Below are 21,567 nucleotides of genomic sequence, written 5' to 3' on the forward strand. Positions count from 1 at the left end.
GCCTGAACCATCGGGACTCCATCGCCCCTCATCCGCCCCTACGGGGCACCTTCTCCCGATGGGAGAAGGGAAGGGCAGCGCTACAGCTACTTCAGAGTTCATGCCGTCACCCCGGCATCGTCCAGCTCCACCACCCGCACCGATTCGCAGTCATAGACCTTCTCCAACTGGTGCCGCAGCGTCTCCGGCGGACGCTGGCCGGAAATTTCCATGCGCACGCGCCAGCCGTCGGCGCTGCGCCTGCCGTCGATGTTGTGCGGGAAGAAGCCGCGGCGCTCGACCATGCCCAGCACCCGCAGCAGCGCGCCTTCGGCGGGCTTCAGCACCAGCTCAAGCCGGTATTGCATTGGGGTTCTCCTGCGTCGCCCGGGCATGGGCGGGGTTGCTGTCCAGCATGGTGCTGTTGGCGTTGTTCGGCGGCACCAGCGGCCACACGTTGGCGCGGGCGTCGATGCCCACGTGCAGCAGCGCCGGGCCGGGGGTGTCCAACAGCGCGGCCAGCGCGTCCTCCACTTCCGCGCGCTGGGTGATGTGCGTGGCGGGGATGCCGAACACCTGCACCAGCGCGGCGAAATCCGGGTTGTCGGACAGGTCGATCTCGCTGTAGCGCTCGGCGAAGAACAGCTCCTGCCACTGCCGGACCATGCCCAGCGAGGAGTTGTCCAGCAGCACGATCTTCACTGGCAGCCGGCAGCGGGCGATGGTCGCCAGCTCCTGCACGTTCATCATGAAGCTGCCATCGCCGGAGACCAGCACCACGGTGCGCTCGGGGCAGGCGAACTGCGCGCCCATCGCCGCCGGCAGGCCGAAGCCCATCGTGCCCAGCGCGCCGCTGGTCAGGTGGTTGCGCGGGTGGTTGAAGCGGCAGTGTTGCGCCACCCACATCTGGTGCTGGCCGACGTCGCAGGTGATCACGGTGTCCGGCGGGGCGATCTCGCTCAGCCGCTTGAGCAGAGCCGGGGCATAGATGTCCTTGCCCGGTGCGTCGTAGCGCGCGGCGAACTTCTCGCGGTTGGCCGCGCAGCGCGCGCGCCAGCTGTTGCAGTTCCCACGCACCTTGCTCAGTGCGCGCAGTCCGTGGGCGACGTTGCCGGGAATGGCGATGTCGGCACCGCGCAGCTTGGAGATTTCATACGCATCGGCATCCAGGTGGATGACGCGCGCGAACGGCGCGAACTCGGCCAGCTTGCCGGTGGCGCGGTCGTCGAAGCGCGCGCCGACCACGATCAGCAGGTCCGATTCCTGCACCGCCATGTTGGCGGCGCGGGTGCCGTGCATGCCCAGCATGCCCAGGTACTGCGGATGGTTGGCCGGCAGCGCGCCCAGCCCGCGCAGGGTCAGCACGGTGGGGATGCCGCTGGCTTCGACGAAGCCGCGGAACTCGCCCACCGCCTCGGCCAGGGCAACGCCGCCGCCGCCGTAGATCACCGGCTTCTCGGCCGTGGCAATCATCGCCACCGCCTCGGCCAGCCGCTGCGCGTCCGGCGCCGGCACCGGCTCGACCGTGGCCGGCACGTGGTCGGGCAGGTGCGAGGCATCGGCCAGCTGCACGTCCTTGGGCAGGTCGATCAGCACCGGGCCGGGGCGGCCCTCGCGGGCGACGCGGAACGCCTCGGCCAGCACCCGTGGCAGCTCGTCGACGCTGCGCACCAACCAACTGTGCTTGACGATCGGCATCATCATGCCGAACACGTCCAGCTCCTGGAACGCATCGGTGCCCAGCAGCGGCGTGGCGACCTGGCCGGTGATGCACACCATCGGCACCGAGTCGAGCATCGCGTCGGCGATGCCGGTGACCAGGTTCGACGCGCCGGGGCCGGAGGTGGCCACGCATACGCCGACCTTGCCGCTGGCGCGGGCGTAGCCGTTGGCGGCCAGCGCCGCGCCCTGCTCGTGGCGCACCAGGATGTGCTTGAGGGTGGAATCCACCAATGCGTCGTAGAACGGCATGATGGTGCCGCCCGGATAGCCGAACAGCGTCTGCACGCCTTCGGCCTCCAGGGCCTGCGTCAACCAGCGTGCGCCGTTGCGTGGCGCGCCGTGGACGGGAGTGTTCATGCAGCGACCTTTGCCTGTTGCGGGTGGGGGACCGCGGGTTTACGCGTTCTGGGCTTGCAGCCAGACCATCTTGGCGCGCAGCTCCTTGCCCACCTTCTCGATCGGGTGCTCCAGGTCGGCCTGCTTGGACTTGTTGTAGTTCGGCAGGCCGGCGTTGTACTCGGCCACCCAGTTGCGGGTGAAGGTGCCGTCCTGGATGTCCTTGAGCACGTCCTTCATGCGCGCCTTGGTGCCGGCGTCGATCACCCGCGGGCCGCTGACATAGTCGCCGTACTGCGCGGTCTCGGAGACGAATTCCAGCATGCGGCTGATGCCGCCTTCGTAGAACAGGTCGACGATCAGCTTCAGCTCGTGCAGCACTTCGTAGTAGGCGATCTCCGGCTGGTAGCCGGCTTCCACCAGCGTCTCGAAGCCGGCCTGCACCAGCGACGAGGCGCCGCCGCACAGCACCGCCTGCTCGCCGAACAGGTCGGTTTCGGTTTCTTCCTTGAAGGTGGTCTGGATCAGGTTGGCGCGCGCGCCGCCCAAGCCGGCGGCATAGGCCAGCGCGTACTGCTCGGCCTTGCCGCTCTTGTCCTGGTAGACCGCCCAGATGCACGGCACGCCGCGGCCGATCTCGTACTCGCGGCGCACCAGCGCGCCCGGGCCCTTCGGCGCGACCAGTACCACGTCCAGGTCCACGCGCGGGGTGATCATGCCGTAGTGCACGTTCAGGCCGTGGGCGAACAGCAGGCACGCGCCCTGCTTCATGTTCGGCGCCAGCACTTCGTCGTAGAGCTTCTGCTGGACCATGTCCGGGGTCAGCACCGCGACCAGGTCGGCGTCCTTGACCGCCTCGGCGGGCGCCTTGACGGTGAAGCCATCGGCCTGTGCCTTGGCTTCGGTCGGGCCACCCGGGCGCAGGCCGACGGTGACGTCGAAACCGGATTCACGCAGGTTCAGCGCATGGGCGCGGCCTTGGCTGCCGTAACCGATGACGGCGATCTTGATCTGGGGCAGGTCGTTGGTGCTCATGGGGCTTGGTTCCTTGCGATGAAGAGAAAGGGTGCGGTGAAGAAAGAAACGGCCGTCGCGTCAGGACGCGGCGGCCGTCGGGGGAGGCGGGCAATGGACGCGGGCCGCTGCGGTGCGCGGTGCATCGCAGGCGGTGGTTTTCTGTTTGGCGGTAGTGGCGATGGACATGGTTTCAGTTGAAATGGATGCTGGAAACGAAAAACCCCGCACCGGGGCCGGTGCGGGGTTCTTGATCGAAACTGGCTTTTTTCGACTACGCGCCAGCTCGTCCCGCACCTGTGGGCCCGGTAATAAGCACGAGTACAAGCAGCGAGGCCGCGGCGGGAGCCGGGCTCGGCGACAGGTGGGCGGTGGCGGTGTGGCGTTGCAGCATGGGTTCGAGATAAACATGCGACTTTTGCCGCTGTCAAGCCCTGTTCGCCCGATGCACGGAACGCCATGCCGCAATGCGGCGCGAATGCCCGCCACGGCAGCATGGTTGCCGTTGAAAACGATGCGGCAACAGCGTGGCGACGAAGATGGGGAGCGGCCGATTGCGCGGTTCCGGCAGGTTTTTGTGGGAGCGACGCGAGTCGCGATGAGGCTTTCCCGGCAATACCAAGGTCGCGACTCACGTCGCTCCTACGACGGCGGCAGCACCTTGCCGGGGTTGAGGATGCCGTCGGGATCAAGCGCCTGCTTGATCGCGCGCATCGCCGCCAGCGTGGCCGGGGTGAAGGCCCGTGCCATGAAGTCGCGCTTGGCCAGGCCGATGCCGTGTTCGCCGGACAGGGTGCCGCCCAGCGCCAGCGCCAGCGCGAACACTTCCGGCAACGCCGCATGCGCGCGCGCGTTCTCGCCGGCATCGTCCGGGTGGTAGAGGATGTTGATGTGCAGGTTGCCGTTGCCGGCATGGCCGAAGGTGACGATGGGCAGGTCGAACTTCGCCGACAGCGCCTGCACCCCGGCCACCAGTTCGGGAATGCGCGACACCGGCACCACCACGTCCTCGTTGATCTTGCCCGGCGCGATGCTCTTCAGCGCCGGTGACAACGCGCGCCGCGCCGCCCACAGTTTTTCGCGCGCGCTGCCGTCCATCGCCACGTCCAGCGCCAGCAGGCCGTCGCCTTCGGCGGCCTGGGCCAGCGCGTGCAGCACGCTGGGCAGGGTGTCGTCGTCGCCATCGGCGTCGATCAGCAGCATCGCGCCGGCCTCGGGCACCTGCGCGCCGTTGCGGCGCAGCAGCGCCAGGCTGCGCGCGTCCATGAATTCCAGCGTGGTCGGCGTGGCCGGCTGGGTCATCACCCGCGACACCGCCGCCGCGGCGCTTTCGGCGTCGCGGTAGAGCACGCGCAGGCCGGCCTGCGCGCGCGGGCGTGGCGCCAGCTTCAACGTGGCCTCGACGATCAACGCCAGCGTGCCCTCGCTGCCGACGATCAGGTGGGTGAGGTCGTAGCCGGTGGCGTCCTTGGTCCACGGCCCACCGCATTCGATGATCTCGCCCGCGCCGGTGACGGCCACCAGCCCGAGCACGTTGTCGCGGCTGGTGCCGTATTTCACCGCGCGCGGGCCGCCGGCGTTGGTGGCGAGGTTGCCGCCGATGCTGCAGATCTCGAAGCTGGACGGGTCCGGCGGCCAGAACAGGCCGTGCGGCATCAAGGCCTGTTGCAGGTCGCCGTTCAACACGCCCGGCTCGACCACCGCGCAGCGGTCGCCGGGGCGGATGGCGAGGATGCGGTCCATGCGCGCGAACGACAGGACGATGCCGCCGGCGCTGGGCACCGCCGCGCCGGTGGTGCCGGTGCCCGCGCCGCGCCCGACCAGCGCCACGCCGTGTGCGCGGCACGCACGGACGATGGCCTGCACCTGTTCGCGGCTCGAAGGCAGCGCTACGCCCTGCGGCAGCGCGTGGCGCCAGGAGTTGTCCTGCGCGTGCGCGGCCAATGCGGCGGCGTCGGTGCGCCAGTGCTCGCCGAGCAGCCGCGACAGTTCATCGGTGAAGGCGGTGGGCAGCGGGTTCATCGCATCAGCAGTCGTCGGCACGGAATGCATCGCGCAGCCAGTTCAATCGCGGCGGTTCGCCACTGGCCTCGACCACGTCAAAGCGGCAGGGCGACTGCGCATGTTGCGGGTGCGCGGATAGATAGAGCTGTGCGGCCAGCAGCAACCTGCGGCGCTTGCCGGCATCCACCGAGGCCGCGCCGCCGCCGAACATGGCATGGCGACGGTAGCGCACTTCCACGAACACGAGGCTGCCGGCCGCCGGGTCGAGCATCACCAGGTCGAGCTCGCCGCCGCGGTAGCGGACGTTGCCGGCCAGCCAGCGCAGGCCGGCGCTTTCCAGATGGCGGCGCGCGGCGGCCTCGACCGCCGCGCCACGGCCGGCCTGCTCAGCGACCATCACCGATCGGCACCGGCTGGCCACCACGGAAGGTGGACCATGCCGGGGTGCGCAGCACGTTGCCGAAGCCATCCAGGTGCAGGGTGCCGGTGGCCCCGGCCAGGCCGCTGCCACCGCTGCTGTTGGCCAGCTTTTCCAGATAGGCGGAAATCTTCCAGGCGTCGAAGCCGAAGGCGAACAGGCGCGCGGCGGCGCCGCGGGCGGTCGGCAGGGTGGCGGCCAGTTCGCTGGCGGCAGGCAGGCCGGCGGTACCACGGGTGGTCCATGCCTCGCTCGGGAAGGCGATGCCGTCCAGCGGCATGTCCTCCTCGGCCTTGCCGGTGCCGGAAACCAGTTGCGAGGTGCCCACGCGGGTGGTGCCGGCGAGCCCGGCCAGCGCCAGCTGCGGCGTCAGCATCCGCGCCTGCGGGCCCTTGACCGCCAGGAACACCGAATCCACCGTGCCGGCCTGGCGCAGCTGCGCGCCGATGTCGGCCGGGGCGTCGCCGATGCCGATGCTGGCCGCCACCTTGCCGCCGCGCTGGGCGAAGCGCTCGCCGAAGGCGGCCGCGGCGCGGCGGCCGGTGTCGTCGTTGCTGACGATCACCAGCACGTTGCCGCGCTCGCGCGCCAGCAGGTATTCGGCGGCCATGATGCCGTCGTCCTCCGGCGCCAGCGAGAAACCGGCGCTGCCCGGCGGTGGGGTGTCCTTGCCGCGGTTCAGCGCCAGCACCGGAACCTGCAACTGGTCGCGGGCGAACAGCGCGTCGACCTCGTCGCGGCCCAGCGGCCCGACCACGAAGTCGGCGCCGTCGGCCACCGCCTTGTCGTAGGCGGCGCCGGCGCCGGCCGGGGTGCCGCGGGTATCGATGAAGTCGAGCTGCGGGCGGCGGCGATACTCGGCGTAGTAGCCGGTCAGCAGGCCGTCGCGCACCGGCGCGGCGGCGGTGGCGAGGCTGCCGGACAGCGGCAGCAGCACCGCCATCTTCAGCGGCGGCCGGTAGCCGTCGGCCTCGGCCGGCGGGCGCTTGCCGGTGTCCATCTGCCAGGCGGCATCGCGGTCGAACGGGCGCGGCAGCGGCAGGCCGCGGCCGATCAGGGCACGGCCTGCGTGGTTGTAGAGCGGGTCGCCCACCGGCAGCGCTGCGCTGCGCAGGGTGAGGGTGGCGTCGTCGAGGCTGGCCAGCAGGCGGACGATGGCGCGCTGGTTGTCGGCGCGGGCGCTGCCGGACAGCAGCGGGTTGGCGCGTGCACGCTCGCCGGCGGTGGCGAAGGTATCGCCGGCGGCTTCCTGTGCTTGCGCGCGTGCCAGGTACCAGCGCGCCTGCAGGGCTGCCGGCAATTGATCGGGCTGGCCGCCCAGTGTCTGCAGGAGGGTGCCCGGCTGCTTGTCGGCCAGGGCCAGTTCCGCGACCAGCAGGGCATGGCGCTGCTGGCTGGCGCCGGCCAGCTGGCGGGCCTGCACCTGCGCCAGCAGCATGCGCGCGCGCGCATCGTCGCCGGCCTCGTGCCAGGCGAAGGCGGCGTCGGCCAGCAGTTGCGCGCGCTGCGCGCCACGCGCCAGCGCTGCCTCGGCTTCCAGTTGCTGCGCCGCCTCGCGTGGCTTGCCCTGGTCGAGCAGGGCGATGGCTGCCTGCTGGCCCGGCGACGCGGTGGGCGCCATGCCGGTGGTGGCGCAGCCGGCGAACAGCAGCAGCGACAATGACAGGGTGGTGATCCGTGCGGCGGGCTTGTTCATTCGAAGTCCATTCAACGGCATGCGGCGGCGCGGGGTGGAGGAGACGGTAGGATTCTACCCTTGCCCACGGAAAAGCCGATGATGCCCGCCCCTGCCGCCACCCTGTATGTCGTTGCCACGCCGATCGGCAACCTTGCCGACCTGAGCCCGCGCGCGCAGGAGGTGTTGCGTTCGGTGGCGGCGATCTGCGCCGAGGACACCCGCCACACCGGCCAACTGCTGTCGCACTTCGGCATCGGCAAGCCGCTGGTGGCGCTGCACGACCACAACGAGGAGGCGATGGCCGAGCGCGTGGTGGCGCGCCTGCTGGGCGGCGAATCGCTGGCGCTGGTCAGCGACGCCGGTACCCCGCTGGTCAGCGACCCCGGCTTCCGGCTGGTGCGCGCCGCGCGCGCGGCGGGGGTGAGGGTCAGCCCGGTGCCGGGCGCCTGTGCGGCGATCGCGGGATTGAGCGTGGCCGGCCTGCCGAGCGACCGCTTCGTGTTCGAGGGCTTCCTGCCGGCCAAGGCCGCCGCGCGCCGCGAGCGCCTGCAACGGCTGGCCGGCGAGACCGGCACGCTGGTGTTCTACGAATCCTCGCACCGCATCGCCGAATCGCTGGCGGACATGGCCGTCGCGTTCGGCAGCGAGCGCCCGGCGGCAGTCGCGCGCGAACTGACCAAGATGTTCGAAACCGTGCTCGACGGCAGTCTGGAGCAGCTGCTGGCCGCCGTGCAGGCCGACGACAACCAGCGCAAGGGCGAGTTCGTGGTGATGGTGCAGGGCGCCGGCGACGACGGGGAGGCGAAGATTGCCGAGGGCCGCCGCCTGTACGCCAAGCTCCACGAACACCTGCCGCCTTCGACCGCGGCCAAGCTGGCGGCCGAATTGAGCGGCGCACCGCGCAAGGCCTTGTATGGAGGCTGACGCCTTGACCTGCGGATTGTCGAGGTAATGCCCGCCAAGCAGGCATTACCCCGTACAATGCGCGCGGCGGAGTCGGCCGGACAGTCGCGTCGTTCCTTCGGGAGCGCCGAGGAAAGTCCGGGCTCCACAGGGCAAGGTGCCAGGTAACGCCTGGGCGGCGCGAGCCGACGGAAAGTGCAACAGAAAGATACCGCCTACGTCTTCTTCGGAAGGCCGGCAAGGGTGAAATGGTGCGGTAAGAGCGCACCGCGAGTCCGGCAACGGACCGGCACGGCAAACCCCACCTGGAGCAAGACCAAATAGGGATCCCATGACGTGGCCCGCGTCGGATCCGGGTAGGTTGCTCGAGCGTCGCGGTGACGCGGCGCCTAGAAGAATGACTGTCCACGACAGAACCCGGCTTACAGGCCGGCTTCGCCGCCTTTTCGGGCAACGCCCGAAAAGGCGCCCAATCTTTTGTACCGCCGGAGCGGCGGTACAAAAAGTCGGGTCCCGCTCCATTTTCTGCCGAATCCCCGCGCCTGTCGGCGCGCCCCCTTTACCAAAGGGGGCTTTTCTCCAGAGGGTTTTCCGAGGCTCGCTTCGCATCGTTGTAGGAGCGCACCCTGGTGCGCTCCTACAGTTCTATCCGTGTTTCGCCGTTGAACACGCCCTGCGGGCCGAAGCGGCGCTCGACGATGAAGCCGTGGCCGGCATGGTCGAGCGCGAGGATCGTGCTGGCGCGGGTGCCATAGTCTTCGCCGCGGATGAAGGCGGCCGACAGGTGCCGCTCCAGCTCCAGCGGGATGCCGGTGGCGGGCAGGTCGGCATCGGCCGGACGCCATTCGTCGGACAGCGCGGCCCACAGTCCGTCCAGCGCCGGGTCGTCCTGCGCCAGCCAGTGCTCGAGGGCGGCCATCAGCCGGCGGGTCTTCGGCCACGGTGCATCCAGTGCGCCGTTGGACATGCCGTGCACGCCCGGCGCCAGCGCCTGTCGCGTCGCTGGATGGTTGCCGAGGTGGTGGCAGCCTTCGGCGTCGGCCAGCAGCAGGTTGAACGGGGCGAAATCGCCGGCATTCCCGGCCAATGCGTCGATGCGGGTGGCCACCGGGATCGTGCCGGCGAGGAAATCGGCGACCAGTGCGCCGCGCGATGGGCCGCCGGTGGCGGCGGTCGGGTCGCGCACGTTGGTGAGCACGGCCGCGTGGCCGGCATCGTTGATGCCCATCCAGGTGCCGCCCGAGCGCAGGTCGCGCCCGGCGACGATGCCCGCCTGCGGCGCCGGCCAGCGGGCGAGGGCGGCGGTGGGGCGGGCGTGGAATTCGTCGCGGTTGCCGGCCATCAGCAGGCGCCAACGGGGGTGGGTTTTCCAGGCAAGGGCGACCAGACACATGCGCTCCAGTGTGCCTTTTCGCGCAAGCGGCGGCCACGGCCGGCTGAATGGCGGCGTGGTCTTCACGCCGTCTCTACGCGCCTGAACTTCACCTCAATCTCAAAATTTGAGACGAAACAGCGACTTGTGGATAAACCTTGAACAAGTCTCTAAAGATTGGCGCAAGCCATTGATGCATCTGGCGATTTTGCGTCCCGAAAGTTGTTGACAAGCCTTTTGCCACTGCTAATGTGGGTATCGGAGGGAAAACCGGGTTATTCGTGGTTTTTCGTGGTTCAATGACCGCCCAGGCGGAATGACAGACGGGTAGGACGCGGCGTGTTTCAGGGTGAGACGGCCATCACGGTTGACGACAAGGGACGCATGGCGGTGCCCACCGCCCATCGCGACCTGGTCGCGCGTGCCTGTGGCAACCGCCTGGTGCTGACCTACAACCCGTTCGAAGCCGGTTGCCTGTGGCTGTACGCCGAAAAGGAATGGGAGCGGGTGCGCGACGAGGTGATGGCCAAGCCCAACACGCAGCGCGTGGTGCGCACCCTGCAGCAGAAGCTCGTCGGCTCGGCCGCCCACCTGGAACTGGATGGCAACGGCCGCATCAGCCTGCCGTCCAGCCACCGCAACGCGGTCGGCATCGAGAAGAAGGCGGTGCTGATGGGCATGGGCGACAAGTTCGAACTATGGAGCGAGCAAGCGCATCGCGCGTTGATCCAGCAGACGTTGTCTGACGGGGATCTGGGCGATGGGCTGCTCGACCTGAAGTTGTGAGCCGGGGTGCCCGGGTGCGCGGTCAAGCGCAGGCCGGTCACCCTCCGGTGTCGCAGCCGCCGGCGGCCCACCTGCCGGTGCTGTACACCCAGGTCCTGAGCGGCCTGAGGGTGATCGAAGACGGTACCTACCTGGACGGCACCTTCGGCCGTGGCGGCCATGCGCGCGGCGTGCTGGAGCAACTGGGGCCGCAGGGCCGGTTGCTGGTGATGGACAAGGACCCGGAAGCCATCGCCGTGGCGCAGCGCGACTTCGCGCCGGATGCGCGGGTGTCCATCCATCGCGGCAGCTTCGCCGACCTGCTGGACTGGAACGAGACGGCTGCCGGCCTCGACGGCGTGCTGTTCGACCTGGGCGTGTCCTCGCCGCAGCTGGACGTGGCCGAGCGTGGTTTCAGCTTCGGCAAGGACGGCCCGCTGGACATGCGCATGGACCCGGACGCGGGCGAGAGCGCCGCGCAGTGGCTCAACCGCGCCGAGGAGCGCGAGATCGCCGACGTGCTGTGGACCTACGGTGAAGAACGCCAGAGCCGCCGCATCGCCCGTGCTATCGTCGCCCGCCGTGCCAGCCAGCCGTTCGCGCGCACCGCCGAACTGGCCGAGCTGATCGCCTCGGCGATGCCGCGCGGGAAAGACAAGATCCACCCGGCCACGCGCAGCTTCCAGGCCATCCGCATCCACATCAACCGCGAGCTGGCCGACCTCGAGGCCGGGCTGGACGCGGCGCTGGCGCGGCTCAAGCCCGGCGGCCGGCTGGCGGTGATCAGCTTCCATTCGCTGGAAGACCGCATCGTCAAGCAGTTCATGAACCGCCACGCCAAGGCCCCGCCGAGCAACCGTCGGCTGCCGGAGATGGCGGCCTTCGTGCCGACGCTGGATTTGATTGGCGGTGCCACCAAGGCCGAGGACGACGAACTGGCGGCGAACCCGCGTTCGCGCAGCGCGGTATTGCGGGTGGCTGAAAAACGGGGATTGGTGATTGGTGATTCGGAATTGGTGAAGAGCAAGCGCGTCAGCTCTTCCCGAATCACCAATCACCAATCCCCAATCATGGCTGCTTCGGAGAAACAGCCATGAGCCGGCTCCTCCTCGTCGTGCTGCTGCTCGCCACCATCGCCTCGGCGATCGGCGTGGTCTACAGCCGCCACCGCCACCGCCAGCTGTTCGTCGAACTGACGCGGCTGGAGCACGCGCGCGACGAACTGAACATCGAATTCGGCCGCCTGCAGCTGGAGCAGGCCACGCTGGCGCAGGCCACCCGCATCGATCAAGAGGCGCGCGGTCGGCTGGGCATGAAGTTCCCGGAAGCGGCCGACATCGTGGTGGTGCGCCCATGACGAAGCGGCAGGACAGCCGTTTTGCACGGCGAAGCCGCCCGCAGGGTGGCGCAGGGCCGGTTTGTGCTCCTGCAAAACCGGCATTCCCGCCGTCCATGGCGGTCAGAGGTGCGCCATGAACGCGCCGCGCCGCAATCGCAACCGCAGCCAGTTCAACCTGCGCACCCGCATGCTGATGGTGGGCGCCGGGCTGGGCCTGTGCGCAGTGACGCTGGTCGGCCGCGCCGCCTACGTGCAGTTGGTCAACAGCGACTTCTACCAGCGCCAGGGCGAGGCGCGCTACCTGCGCGAAGTGCCCATCGCCACCTCGCGCGGCATGATCACCGACCGCAATGGCGAGCCGGTGGCGGTGTCCACGCCGGTGGCCTCGGTCTGGGTCAACCCGCAGGAGCTGCTGCGCGCGCCCGAACGCATCCCCGAGCTGGCGCAGGCGCTGTCGCTGCCGGTGGACGAACTGACCGCGAAGCTCACGCAGAAGGCCGACAAGGAATTCCTGTACCTGCGCCGGCGCATGAACCCGGACGTGGCCGCGCAGATCGTCGCGCTGAAGATCCCGGGCGTGTTCTCGCAGCGCGAGTTCCGCCGCTATTACCCGCAGGGCGAGGCACTGGCGCACGTGCTGGGCTTCACCAACATCGACGACCACGGCCAGGAAGGGCTGGAGCTGGCCTTCGACGACTGGCTGCGCGGCAAGCCCGGCGCCAAGAAGGTGATCCGCGATCGCAAGGGCGCGATCGTCGAGAGCATCGACCTGGTGCGGCCGGCCGAGCCGGGCAAGGACCTGACCCTGAGCATCGACCGCCGCATCCAGTTCCTGGCCATGCGCGAGCTGCGCAACGCGGTGGTCGAGAACAAGGCCGCCGGCGGCTCGGTGGTGATCATGGACGTGGCCACCGGCGAGGTGCTGGCGATGGCCAACCTGCCGACCTACAACCCCAACGCGATCAGCGGCGCCAGCGCGGACGCGCGCCGCAACCGCGCCGTCACCGACCTGGTCGAGCCGGGCTCGACGATGAAGCCGCTGACCGTGGCCACCGCGCTGCAGAACCACCTGGTCACGCCGGACACCCAGATCGACACCAACCCGGGCTACCTGACCCTGGGCCGCTACACCATCCGCGACGTGCCGCGGAACAACGGCGTGCTCGACGTCACCGGCGTCATCACCCGCAGCTCCAACATCGGCGCGGCCAAGATCGCCGCGCGCATTCCCGACCGCACCTTCTACGACTCGGTGCGCGCCTTCGGCTACGGCGTGGCGCCGCACAGCGGCTTCCCCGGCGAATCGACGGGCGTGGTGCCGGTGCCGGGCAGCGCCGGCTGGTACGGCACCACCAAGACCACGATGTCCTACGGCTACGGCCTGTCGGTGACGCCGCTGCAGATCGCGCAGGCGTATTCGGCGCTGGCCAACGGCGGCCGGGTGATCCAGCCGACCTTCGTCAAGGGCCAGCACAACGAGGCACGGCAGGTCATCGAGCCGGGCGTGGCGCGCGAAGTGGTGCGGATGATGGAGACGGTGGTGACCCAGGGCGGCGCCAAGGGCGCGGCGATCCTGGGTTACCACGTCGCCGGCAAGACCGGCACCGCGCGCAAGAACGGGCCGCGCGGCTACGAGCAGGGCCACTACAACCTGCTGTTCGCCGGCGTGGTGCCGGCGACCAACCCGCGCTTCGCCGCGGTGATCGTGGTCAACGACCCGCAGGGTGGCAAGTACTACGGCGGGCAGGTGTCCGCGCCGGTGTTCCACAGCGTGATGGAAGGCACGCTGCGGCTGATGGACGTGCCGCCGGACGACATCCAGTCGTGGCTGGCGGCGCAGGCCGCCGGCAAGGTCGGCAATGCCGCGGTGCTGCCGGTCGCCCCCGACCCCACCGATGCGGGAGGCGCCGACATCGATGCCGCCACCGAATTCGACGCGGCCATGCCCACCGCCCGTGCGCCGCAGCCGGCCGTGCAGGAGGTGCGCCAATGAGCCGCACGATGCCGCTGTCGCAGCTGCTGCCGGACGTGGCGCTGGCGCACGACCCACAGGTCGCCGGGCTGGTGCTGGATTCGCGCCAGGTGCGCCCTGGCGATGCCTTCGTCGCCATCGCCGGTTTCGGCGCGCACGGGCTGGGCTTCGTCGAGCAGGCGCGCGCGGCCGGTGCCAGCGCCATCCTGTTCGAGCCGCCGGCCCCGGCGGAACTGCCGGCGCCGGCCGATGCCATCGCCGTGCCCGGCCTGCGCGCACGCATGGGCGCGATGGCCGACAAGTTCCACGGCCATCCCTCGCGCGCGATGACGATGGTCGGCGTCACCGGTACCAACGGCAAGACCTCCACCGTGCAGTTGCTGGCGCAGGCGTGGCAGTTGCTGGGCACCCGCAGCGGCTCGATCGGCACGCTGGGCGTGGGCCTGTACGGCGAGGTGGTACCGACCGGCTTCACCACGCCGCTGGTGCTGCAGATGCATGAAGTGCTGGCGCAGTTGCGCGATGCGGGCGCGCAGGCGGTGGCGATGGAGGTCAGCTCGCACGCGCTGGACCAGGGCCGCGTCGATGCCGTGCACTTTGATGTGGCGGTGTTCACCAACCTCACCCGCGACCACCTCGACTATCACGGCGACATGGCCGGCTACGGCGCGGCCAAGGCGCGGCTGTTCCACCGCGACGGCCTGAAGGCGGCGGTCATCAACCTCGACGATGGCTTTGGCAGCGACCTGATCGCCACGCTGGCGGCGGACGTGCGGCCCATTGGCCTGAGCTCGACCGGCCAGCCGGGTGCAAGCGTGCGTGCCGAAAACCTGGCGCTGGACGGGCAGGGCATCGGCTTCGACCTGTGGGTCGATGGCGAAAGCCATCCGCTGCGCTCGCCGCTGCTGGGCCGCTTCAACGTCGATAACCTGCTGGCCGTGGCCGGCGCGCTGCATGCGCTGGGCCAGCCGGCGGCGACCATTGCCGACGTGCTCGGCCAGCTGCAGCCGATCCGCGGGCGCATGAACCGCCTCGGCGGCCACGGCGAGCCCACCGTGGTGATCGACTACGCCCACACCCCCGATGCGCTGGAACAGGCGCTGCGCAGCCTGCACGGCCACCTCGACGGCCGCCTGCTGTGCGTTTTCGGTTGCGGCGGCGAGCGCGACACCGGCAAGCGCCCGCAGATGGCGGCCATTGCCGAACAACTGGCCGATGCGGTGTTCGTCACCGACGACAACCCGCGCGGCGAGGATGGCGACGCCATCGTCGCCCACATCATGGCCGGCTTCGCCGCGCATGGATGCGCAAGTGGTGCGGTCGCAGGATGCGAAGGAGCACCACGTCGATCCGCCGAAATACATGTGCAGCGCGACCGCGCGCGCGCCATCGATGCGGCCGTCGCGCAGGCCGGCCCCGGCGACATCGTGCTGGTGGCCGGCAAGGGCCACGAGCCTTATCAGGAGATCGCCGGCATCAAGCATCCCTTCGACGACACCGAGGTCGCATCGCGGGCATTGGCGGCACGCAGGGGAGGTGCAGGGTGAAGCGCACTCCGCTGTCATTGATCGCGCACTGGGCCGGCGGCGAACTCCACGGCGACGACGCGAGCATCGAGGCCATCGGCAACGACACCCGCACGCTGGCGCCGGGCAGCCTGTACGTGGCCCTGCGTGGCGAAAATTTCGACGGCCATGCCTTCGCCGCCGACGCGCTCGCGCGCGGTGCCAGCGCCCTGCTGGTCGAAGCCTTGCAGCCGCTGGACGTGCCGCAGGTCGTGGTCGCCAATGCCGAACTGGCGCTGGCGAAGATCGCCGCCGCGATGCAGCAGGGCCGTGGCGCCAAGGTGTTCGCGATCACCGGCAGCAACGGCAAGACCAGCGTCAAGAACCTGCTGCTGGCGATCCTGCGGCACGCCGCCGCGCTGGAAGGCCGCCATGTGCACGCAACACCGGGCAACCGCAACAACGAGATCGGCCTGCCGCTGGCGGTGATCGACGCGCCGGAAGACGCCGATTACGCGGTCTATGAAATGGGCACCGGCAAGCCCGGCGACATCGCCTACCTGACCGCGATCGCGCCGCCGGACGTGGCGCTGGTCAACAACGTCGCCCCGGCGCACCTGGAGCGCATGGGCAGCCTGCTGGAGATCGCCAACACCAAGGCCGCGGTCTACGACGACCTGCGCGCCGGCGGCGTGGCGGTGGTCAATGCCGACGACGCGTTCGCGCCGTACTTCGCGGCGCGTGCCGGCGCGCACCGGGTGATCCGCTTCGGGCTGGACGCCAGCGCCGAGGTCACCGCAGGCGACATCGCGTTGGCCGAGGCCGGTTCGCGCTTCGTGCTGCGCACGCCGCAGGGCGAGGCCGCGGTGGAGTTGCCGCTGCCCGGCCGCCACAACGTGCTCAACGCGCTGGCCGCCGCGTCGCTGGCGCTGGCCGCCGGCATCACGCTGGCGCAGGTGGCCGAAGGACTGGCGCAGGCGCGTCCGGTGCCCGGCCGTCAGGTCGCGCATGTGCTGGACAACGGCGCGGTGCTGGTCGACGACAGCTACAACGCCAACCCCGGCTCGCTGGCTGCGGCGATCACCGCGCTGGCCGCCGGCAGGCAGCCCGGCTGGCTGGTGCTGGGCGATATGCGCGAACTCGGCCCCGATGCGCAGGCGCTGCATGCGCAGGCCGGCGTTCGCGCGCGCGAAGCCGGCTTGAAGCGCCTTTATACGCTGGGGCCATTGAGCGAAGCCGCAGCGCAGGCCTTCGGCGAAGGTGCGAGGCATTTCGAGTCGCACGCGGCATTGGCCGCGGCATTGATTGCCGATCTGTCCGCCACGAGCGCTGCCGTGCCGTCGCTTGAAAACGACCATTCCCCATTCCCCGTTCCCTGTTCCCCGCGCGTGCTGGTCAAAGGCTCGCGCGGCAGTGCAATGGACAAGATCGTGACCGCGCTGCTGCAGCGTGGCGAGGACACCCCGCATGTTGCTTGAACTGGCCCGTTGGTTGCAGCAGCTGGACGATCTGTTCCGGTTGTTCAACTACCTCACCTTCCGCGGCATCCTCGCCGCGCTGACCGCGCTGGGCCTGTCGCTGTGGCTCGGCCCGGCGGCGATCCGCCGGCTGGCGCAGCTCAAGGGCGGCCAGCCGATCCGCAAGGACGGCCCGCAGTCGCACTTCTCCAAGGCCGGCACGCCGACCATGGGCGGCGGCCTGATCCTGCTGTCGGTGCTGATGGCGGTGCTGCTGTGGGGCGACCTGCGCAACCGCTACGTGTGGCTGGTGATGGCGGTGATGCTGTGCTTCGGCGCCATCGGCTGGTACGACGACTGGATCAAGATCGCAAAACGCGACCCCAACGGCCTGAAGTCGCGCTGGAAGTATCTGCTGCAGTCGATCTTCGGCCTCGGCGCCGGCCTGTTCCTGTTCTACACGGCCGACGTGCCGGCGGCGCTGACCCTGTACATCCCGATGTTCAAGGCCATCGCGCTGCCGTTGGCCGGCATCAGCTTCGTGGCCATCGCCTACTTCTGGATCGTCGGCTTCTCCAACGCGGTCAACCTCACCGACGGCCTCGACGGCCTGGCGATCATGCCGACCGTGCTGGTCGCCTGCGCGCTGGGCGTGTTCGCCTACGCCTCGGGCAATGCGGTGTTCTCCAGCTACCTGCAGATCCCGCAGATTCCCGGCGCCGGCGAACTGGTCATCATCTGCGCGGCGATCGCCGGCGCGGGGCTGGGCTTTTTGTGGTTCAACACCTACCCGGCGATGGTGTTCATGGGCGACGTCGGCGCGCTGGCGCTGGGCGCGGTGCTGGGCACCATCGCGGTGATCGTGCGCCAGGAGCTGGTGCTGGTGGTGATGGGCGGCGTGTTCGTGATCGAGACGCTGTCGGTGATGATCCAGGTCGCCAGCTTCAAGCTGACCGGCAAGCGCGTGTTCCGCATGGCGCCGATCCACCACCACTTCGAGCTGAAGGGCTGGCCGGAGCCGCGGGTGATCGTGCGCTTCTGGATCATCTCGGTGGTGCTGGTGCTGATCGGCCTGGCGACGTTGAAGGTGCGCTGATGGACGATTACGCGCGCCAGGCGACCCGGCTCGAAGCGATCGGCGGCCACTACGACAAGTGGCTGCTGGGCGCCGCCGTGGCGCTGGCGTCGCTGGGCATCGTGATGGTGGCGTCCAGCTCCATCGCGTTGACCCGGAGCCCGTTCTATTACCTCGACCGCCACCTGCTGTTCATCGCCATCGGCGCGGTGCTGGCAGCGGTGGCCATGCGCGTCGAGCTGAAGAAGGTGGAGGAGCACAACCGCCTGTTGCTGGTCGCCTGCGCGGTGCTGCTGCTGGTGGTGTTCGTGCCCGGCCTGGGCAGCACCGTCAACGGCGCGCGGCGCTGGATCAACCTGGGCGTCTCCAAGTTCCAGACGGTCGAGGCGGTGAAGGTGCTGTACATCGTCTGGCTGTCCAGCTACCTGGTGCGCTTCCGCGACGAGGTCAACGCCACTTGGCCGGCGATGCTCAAGCCGGTGGGCGTGGTCGGCTTCCTGGTGTGCCTGCTGCTGTTGCAACCGGATTTCGGCTCCTCGACGCTGCTGCTGGGCATCACCATCTGCATGCTGGTGCTGGGTGGCGCGCAGATGAAGCGCATCGTGCTGCCGGCGCTGGTGCTGCTGGCCGCGCTGGTAATGCTGGTGATCATCGAGCCATACCGCATGGCCCGCGTCACTTCGTTCATGGACCCGTGGGTGGACCAGCTGGGTTCGGGTTACCAGCTGTCCAACGCCTTGATGGCGATCGGCCGCGGCGAATGGTTCGGCGTGGGCCTGGGTGCATCGATCCAGAAGCTCAACTACCTGCCCGAGGCGCATACCGACTTCATCTTCTCGGTGATCGCCGAGGAGTTGGGTTTCGCCGGGGTGTGCAGCATCGTCGCGCTGTATGCGCTGCTGGTCGGTCGCGCACTGTGGCTGGGCATGCGCTGCATCGAGATGCGCCGCCACTTCGCCGGCTACATTGCCTTCGGCATCGCCCTGTGGATCGGCCTGCAGACCTTCGTGTCGATCGGCGTCAACCTCGGCATCCTGCCGACCAAGGGCCTGACCCTGCCGCTGATTTCCTCCGGCGGCTCCAGCGTGATGATGACCTGCGTGGCGATCGGCGTGCTGCTGCGGGTGTCGTGGGAATACAACCGCGCGGTGCGCCGCCAGGAAGTGCGCGAGGAGGACAGCGAGCCGCTGTTCGAGGCCGCCGAGGACGAACCGGCGGCGACGCCGGCCACCGCCGGCGCCATCGCCGTGGCGATGCAGCGGAGTGCCGCGCGCGGCACCAGCCGCATGCAGCAGCGGGTCGAACCCACCTTCGGGAGGATCGCGTGATGGTCGGCCCGTCGATGCGGCAGCGCCCGGTGCTGATCATGGCCGGCGGTACCGGTGGCCACATCTTCCCCGGCCTGGCGGTCGCCAAAGTGCTGCGCGCGCGCGGCATCCCGGTGACGTGGCTGGGCGCCGACGGCGCGATGGAAACCCGGCTGGTGCCGCAGCACGACATCGCCCTCGACACGCTCGCCATCAGCGGCCTGCGCGGCAAGGGCAAGCTGGCGCTGCTGGGCGCGCCGCTGCGGGTGATGCGCGCGATCCGCGCGGCCGGTTTCATCCTGCGCGAGCGCAACCCGCGCGCCGTGGTCGCCTTCGGCGGCTTCGCCTCCGGCCCCGGCGGCATCGCCGCGCGCCTGCACGGGTTGCCGTTGCTGGTGCACGAGCAGAACCGCGCGCCGGGCCTGACCAACCGCATCCTGTCGCGCGTCGCACGCCGCGTGCTGACCGGCTTCCCAGGCAGCTTCGCCGCGCGCGAGGAAGTGGTCGGCAACCCGGTGCGCGCCGAGATCGCCGCGTTGCCGGCGCCGGAACAGCGCCTTGCCGGCCGCGGCGGCCCGATGCGCGTGCTGGTGCTCGGCGGCAGCCAGGGCGCGCGCGCGCTGAACAACGCCATGCCGCAGGCGCTGGCCGCGCTGGGCAACAGCGTCGCCATCGAGGTCTGGCACCAGTGCGGCGAGAAGCTGCACGGCGAAGCGCAGCAGGCATACCGCGACGCCGGCGTCGAAGGCCGCGTCGATGCCTTCATCACCGACATGGCCGCGGCCTATGAATGGGCCGACCTGGTGGTGTGCCGTTCCGGTGCTTCCACCCTGGCCGAACTGTGCGCGGTCGGCATCGGCAGCGTGCTGGTGCCGTTCGCCGCCGCGGTCGACGACCACCAGACCCGCAATGCCGACTACCTGGTCGAACGCGGTGCCGCCGAGTTGCTGAAACAGGACGACGCGCTGGCCGCCAACCTCGAAGGCGTGCTGCGCGCGCTGGCCGGCACCGCCGAGCGCCGCCTGCGGATGGCGCAGGCCGCGCGCGCGCTGGCCATGCCCGATGCGGCCGAACGCATCGCCGACATCATCCTGGAAGAAGCGGGGAACGGGGAGCCGGGAACCGGGAATGGCCGCGAACAGGACAACCAGCAGGAACACACATCGATGCATCCAGACAAGGGCGTGAACCGGATTGCCGGCGGCGCGCAGCGTTCTCCCATTCCCGTTCCCCCGTTCTCCGTTCCCGGCTCCACCGGAGGCCGTGCATGATCCGCCGCCTGCACGACACCACCGACCTGGTGCGCGCCTTCCCGCGCGTGCATTTCGTCGGCATCGGCGGCACCGGCATGAGCGGCATCGCCGAGGTGATGCTGACCCTGGGCTATGAAGTCTCCGGCTCGGACAACGCCGACAACGCCGCCACCCGCCGCCTGGCGCGGCTGGGCGCACGGGTGATGCGCGGGCACTCGGCCGCCAACGTGCTGGGCACCGACTGCATCGTCGTTTCCAGCGCGATCCGCGACGACAACCCGGAGCTGATGGAGGCGCGCAGCCAGCGCATCCCGATCATGCCGCGCGCGGCGATGCTGGCCGAGCTGATGCGCTTCCGCCGCGGCATCGCCGTAGCCGGTACCCACGGCAAGACCACCACCACCTCGCTGACCGCCGCGGTGCTCAGCGAGGGCGGGCTGGACCCGACCTTCGTCATCGGCGGGCAGCTGCTCGCCGCCGGTGCCAACGCCAAGCTCGGCGGCGGCCAGTGGCTGGTGGCCGAGGCCGACGAGAGCGATGGCAGCTTCCTGCGCCTGAACCCGCTGGTGGCAGTGATCACCAACATCGACGCCGACCATCTCGAGAACTATGGCGGCGACTTCGCCCGGGTGCAGGCCGCGTTCGCCGAATTCCTGCAACGCCTGCCGTTCTACGGGCTGGCGGTGCTGTGCATCGACGACCCCGAGGTGGCCGCGCTGGCCGCCACCACGCCGCGCCACGTGATGACCTACGGCATGGGCGGCAACGCCGACGTGCGCGCCGAGGACGTGGTGCAGGACGGCGCGCGCATGCGCTTCACCCTGCGCCTGCCCGAAGGCAGCAGCGTGCCGGTGACGCTGGCGCTGCCGGGCCGCCACAACGTGCTCAACGCGCTGGCCGCGGCCGCCATCGGCTGGCAGTTGGGCGTGGCGCCGGAGACCATCGCCGCGGCGCTGGAGAAGTTCCAGGGCGTGGGCCGCCGCTTCAACGACCTCGGCGTCGTCGCCACCGGCAAGGGCGCGGCGGTGCGGGTCATCGACGACTACGGCCACCACCCGCGCGAACTGGCCGCGGTGTTCGCCGCCGCGCGTGGCGGCTGGCCGGAACAGCGCCTGGTGGTGGCGTTCCAGCCGCACCGCTACAGCCGCACCCGCGACCAGTTCGACGCGTTCGCCGCGGTGCTGTCGGAGGTGGACGCGCTGGTGCTCAGCGAGGTCTACCCGGCCGGCGAGGCGCCGATCCCCGGCGCCGATTCCCGGTCGCTGGCCCGCGCCATCCGCGCGCGCGGCCGCAGCGAACCTGTGGTGGTCGGCCACGCCGGCGACCTGGTGTCGGTGCTGCCGGACGTGCTGCGCGACGGCGACCTGCTGCTGATGATGGGCGCCGGCGACATCGGCCACGTCGCCCAGCAGATCGCCACCGGCGGCTTCCTGGCGGAGGGTGCCGACGAATGATCCGCGCCCTGCGC

Annotated in this window: 18 protein-coding genes and 1 other RNA gene; 12 read left to right on the forward strand and 7 right to left on the reverse strand. The window is 70.0% G+C overall.

All coding sequences use genetic code 11. From position 1 onward, the window contains the following. Positions 1-98: 98 nt before the first annotated feature. The 6 genes from ABB34_RS07505 to ABB34_RS07530 form a co-directional block, all read right to left on the reverse strand. On the reverse strand, positions 99-347 hold the full coding sequence (locus ABB34_RS07505; protein ID WP_057640627.1) for an ACT domain-containing protein: 249 nt from the start codon (positions 345-347) through the stop codon (positions 99-101). Continuing rightward, positions 331-2,058, reverse strand: coding sequence for an acetolactate synthase 2 catalytic subunit (gene ilvG, locus ABB34_RS07510; RefSeq protein WP_057640628.1), 1,728 nt, complete (start codon positions 2,056-2,058; stop codon positions 331-333). Before ilvG ends, ABB34_RS07505 begins: the two co-directional genes overlap by 17 nt. Before the next feature lie 39 nt (positions 2,059-2,097). Further along, positions 2,098-3,072, reverse strand: a complete 975-nt coding sequence (gene ilvC, locus ABB34_RS07515) for a ketol-acid reductoisomerase (RefSeq protein ID WP_057640629.1) — start codon at positions 3,070-3,072, stop codon at positions 2,098-2,100. Positions 3,073-3,693: 621 nt separating this feature from the next. Beyond that, the gene (locus ABB34_RS07520; protein WP_057640630.1) at positions 3,694-5,073 is read right to left on the reverse strand and encodes an FAD-binding oxidoreductase; all 1,380 of its coding nucleotides are present in this window, start codon (positions 5,071-5,073) and stop codon (positions 3,694-3,696) included. A gap of 4 nt (positions 5,074-5,077) precedes the next feature. Beyond that, positions 5,078-5,452 carry a YraN family protein gene (locus tag ABB34_RS07525; protein WP_057640632.1) on the reverse strand — a complete coding sequence of 125 codons (375 nt, stop codon included), beginning with the start codon at positions 5,450-5,452 and terminating at the stop codon, positions 5,078-5,080. Continuing rightward, a complete protein-coding gene (locus ABB34_RS07530; RefSeq protein WP_057640634.1) occupies positions 5,442-7,169 on the reverse strand; it encodes a penicillin-binding protein activator in 1,728 nt (575 codons plus the stop codon). Before ABB34_RS07530 ends, ABB34_RS07525 begins: the two co-directional genes overlap by 11 nt. Positions 7,170-7,250: 81 nt before the next feature. Here ABB34_RS07530 and rsmI point away from each other — a divergent pair, with 81 nt between their 5' ends. Together rsmI and rnpB are read left to right on the forward strand one after the other, a co-directional pair. After that, a complete protein-coding gene (gene rsmI, locus ABB34_RS07535; protein ID WP_057640686.1) occupies positions 7,251-8,075 on the forward strand; it encodes a 16S rRNA (cytidine(1402)-2'-O)-methyltransferase in 825 nt (274 codons plus the stop codon). Between the two features lie 68 nt (positions 8,076-8,143). Beyond that, an RNA gene (gene rnpB / locus ABB34_RS07695) (RNase P RNA component class A) lies at positions 8,144-8,495 on the forward strand. Between the two features lie 196 nt (positions 8,496-8,691). Here the strand turns inward: rnpB and ABB34_RS07540 are convergent. Next, positions 8,692-9,447, reverse strand: a complete 756-nt coding sequence (locus ABB34_RS07540; protein WP_057640636.1) for an NRDE family protein — start codon at positions 9,445-9,447, stop codon at positions 8,692-8,694. A 318-nt stretch (positions 9,448-9,765) separates the two neighbouring features. On the opposite strand from ABB34_RS07540, the gene mraZ reads away from it, so the two are divergent. The 10 genes from mraZ (at position 9,766) to murC (ending at position 21,553) form a co-directional block, all read left to right on the forward strand. Then, a complete protein-coding gene (mraZ, locus tag ABB34_RS07545; protein WP_057640638.1) occupies positions 9,766-10,212 on the forward strand; it encodes a division/cell wall cluster transcriptional repressor MraZ in 447 nt (148 codons plus the stop codon). A 14-nt stretch (positions 10,213-10,226) separates the two neighbouring features. Further along, positions 10,227-11,288: a 16S rRNA (cytosine(1402)-N(4))-methyltransferase RsmH gene (rsmH, locus tag ABB34_RS07550; protein ID WP_057640640.1), complete on the forward strand. Its 1,062-nt coding sequence runs from the start codon at positions 10,227-10,229 to the stop codon at positions 11,286-11,288. Then, a complete protein-coding gene (gene ftsL / locus ABB34_RS07555; protein WP_057640642.1) occupies positions 11,285-11,548 on the forward strand; it encodes a cell division protein FtsL in 264 nt (87 codons plus the stop codon). The genes rsmH and ftsL overlap by 4 nt, the downstream gene beginning before the upstream one ends. Positions 11,549-11,663: 115 nt before the next feature. After that, complete coding sequence (locus tag ABB34_RS07560; RefSeq protein ID WP_057640644.1) at positions 11,664-13,523, forward strand: peptidoglycan D,D-transpeptidase FtsI family protein; 1,860 nt, start codon at positions 11,664-11,666, stop codon at positions 13,521-13,523. After that, complete coding sequence (locus tag ABB34_RS07565) at positions 13,520-15,049, forward strand: UDP-N-acetylmuramoyl-L-alanyl-D-glutamate--2,6-diaminopimelate ligase (protein ID WP_057640645.1); 1,530 nt, start codon at positions 13,520-13,522, stop codon at positions 15,047-15,049. The genes ABB34_RS07560 and ABB34_RS07565 overlap by 4 nt, the downstream gene beginning before the upstream one ends. Beyond that, the gene (locus tag ABB34_RS07570) at positions 15,046-16,485 is read left to right on the forward strand and encodes a UDP-N-acetylmuramoyl-tripeptide--D-alanyl-D-alanine ligase (RefSeq protein ID WP_057640646.1); all 1,440 of its coding nucleotides are present in this window, start codon (positions 15,046-15,048) and stop codon (positions 16,483-16,485) included. Before ABB34_RS07565 ends, ABB34_RS07570 begins: the two co-directional genes overlap by 4 nt. Then, a complete protein-coding gene (gene mraY, locus ABB34_RS07575; protein WP_057640648.1) occupies positions 16,475-17,560 on the forward strand; it encodes a phospho-N-acetylmuramoyl-pentapeptide-transferase in 1,086 nt (361 codons plus the stop codon). Before ABB34_RS07570 ends, mraY begins: the two co-directional genes overlap by 11 nt. Then, entirely contained in the window at positions 17,560-18,867 is a 1,308-nt protein-coding gene (gene ftsW / locus ABB34_RS07580) for a putative lipid II flippase FtsW (protein ID WP_057640650.1), read from the forward strand. The genes mraY and ftsW overlap by 1 nt, the downstream gene beginning before the upstream one ends. Beyond that, entirely contained in the window at positions 18,867-20,117 is a 1,251-nt protein-coding gene (gene murG / locus ABB34_RS07585; RefSeq protein WP_057640651.1) for an undecaprenyldiphospho-muramoylpentapeptide beta-N-acetylglucosaminyltransferase, read from the forward strand. Before ftsW ends, murG begins: the two co-directional genes overlap by 1 nt. Beyond that, the gene (gene murC, locus ABB34_RS07590; protein ID WP_057640653.1) at positions 20,114-21,553 is read left to right on the forward strand and encodes a UDP-N-acetylmuramate--L-alanine ligase; all 1,440 of its coding nucleotides are present in this window, start codon (positions 20,114-20,116) and stop codon (positions 21,551-21,553) included. Before murG ends, murC begins: the two co-directional genes overlap by 4 nt. The last annotated feature ends 14 nt before the right edge of the window (positions 21,554-21,567 follow it).

This window comes from Stenotrophomonas daejeonensis, assembly GCF_001431505.1.
GTDB lineage: Bacteria > Pseudomonadota > Gammaproteobacteria > Xanthomonadales > Xanthomonadaceae > Stenotrophomonas > Stenotrophomonas daejeonensis.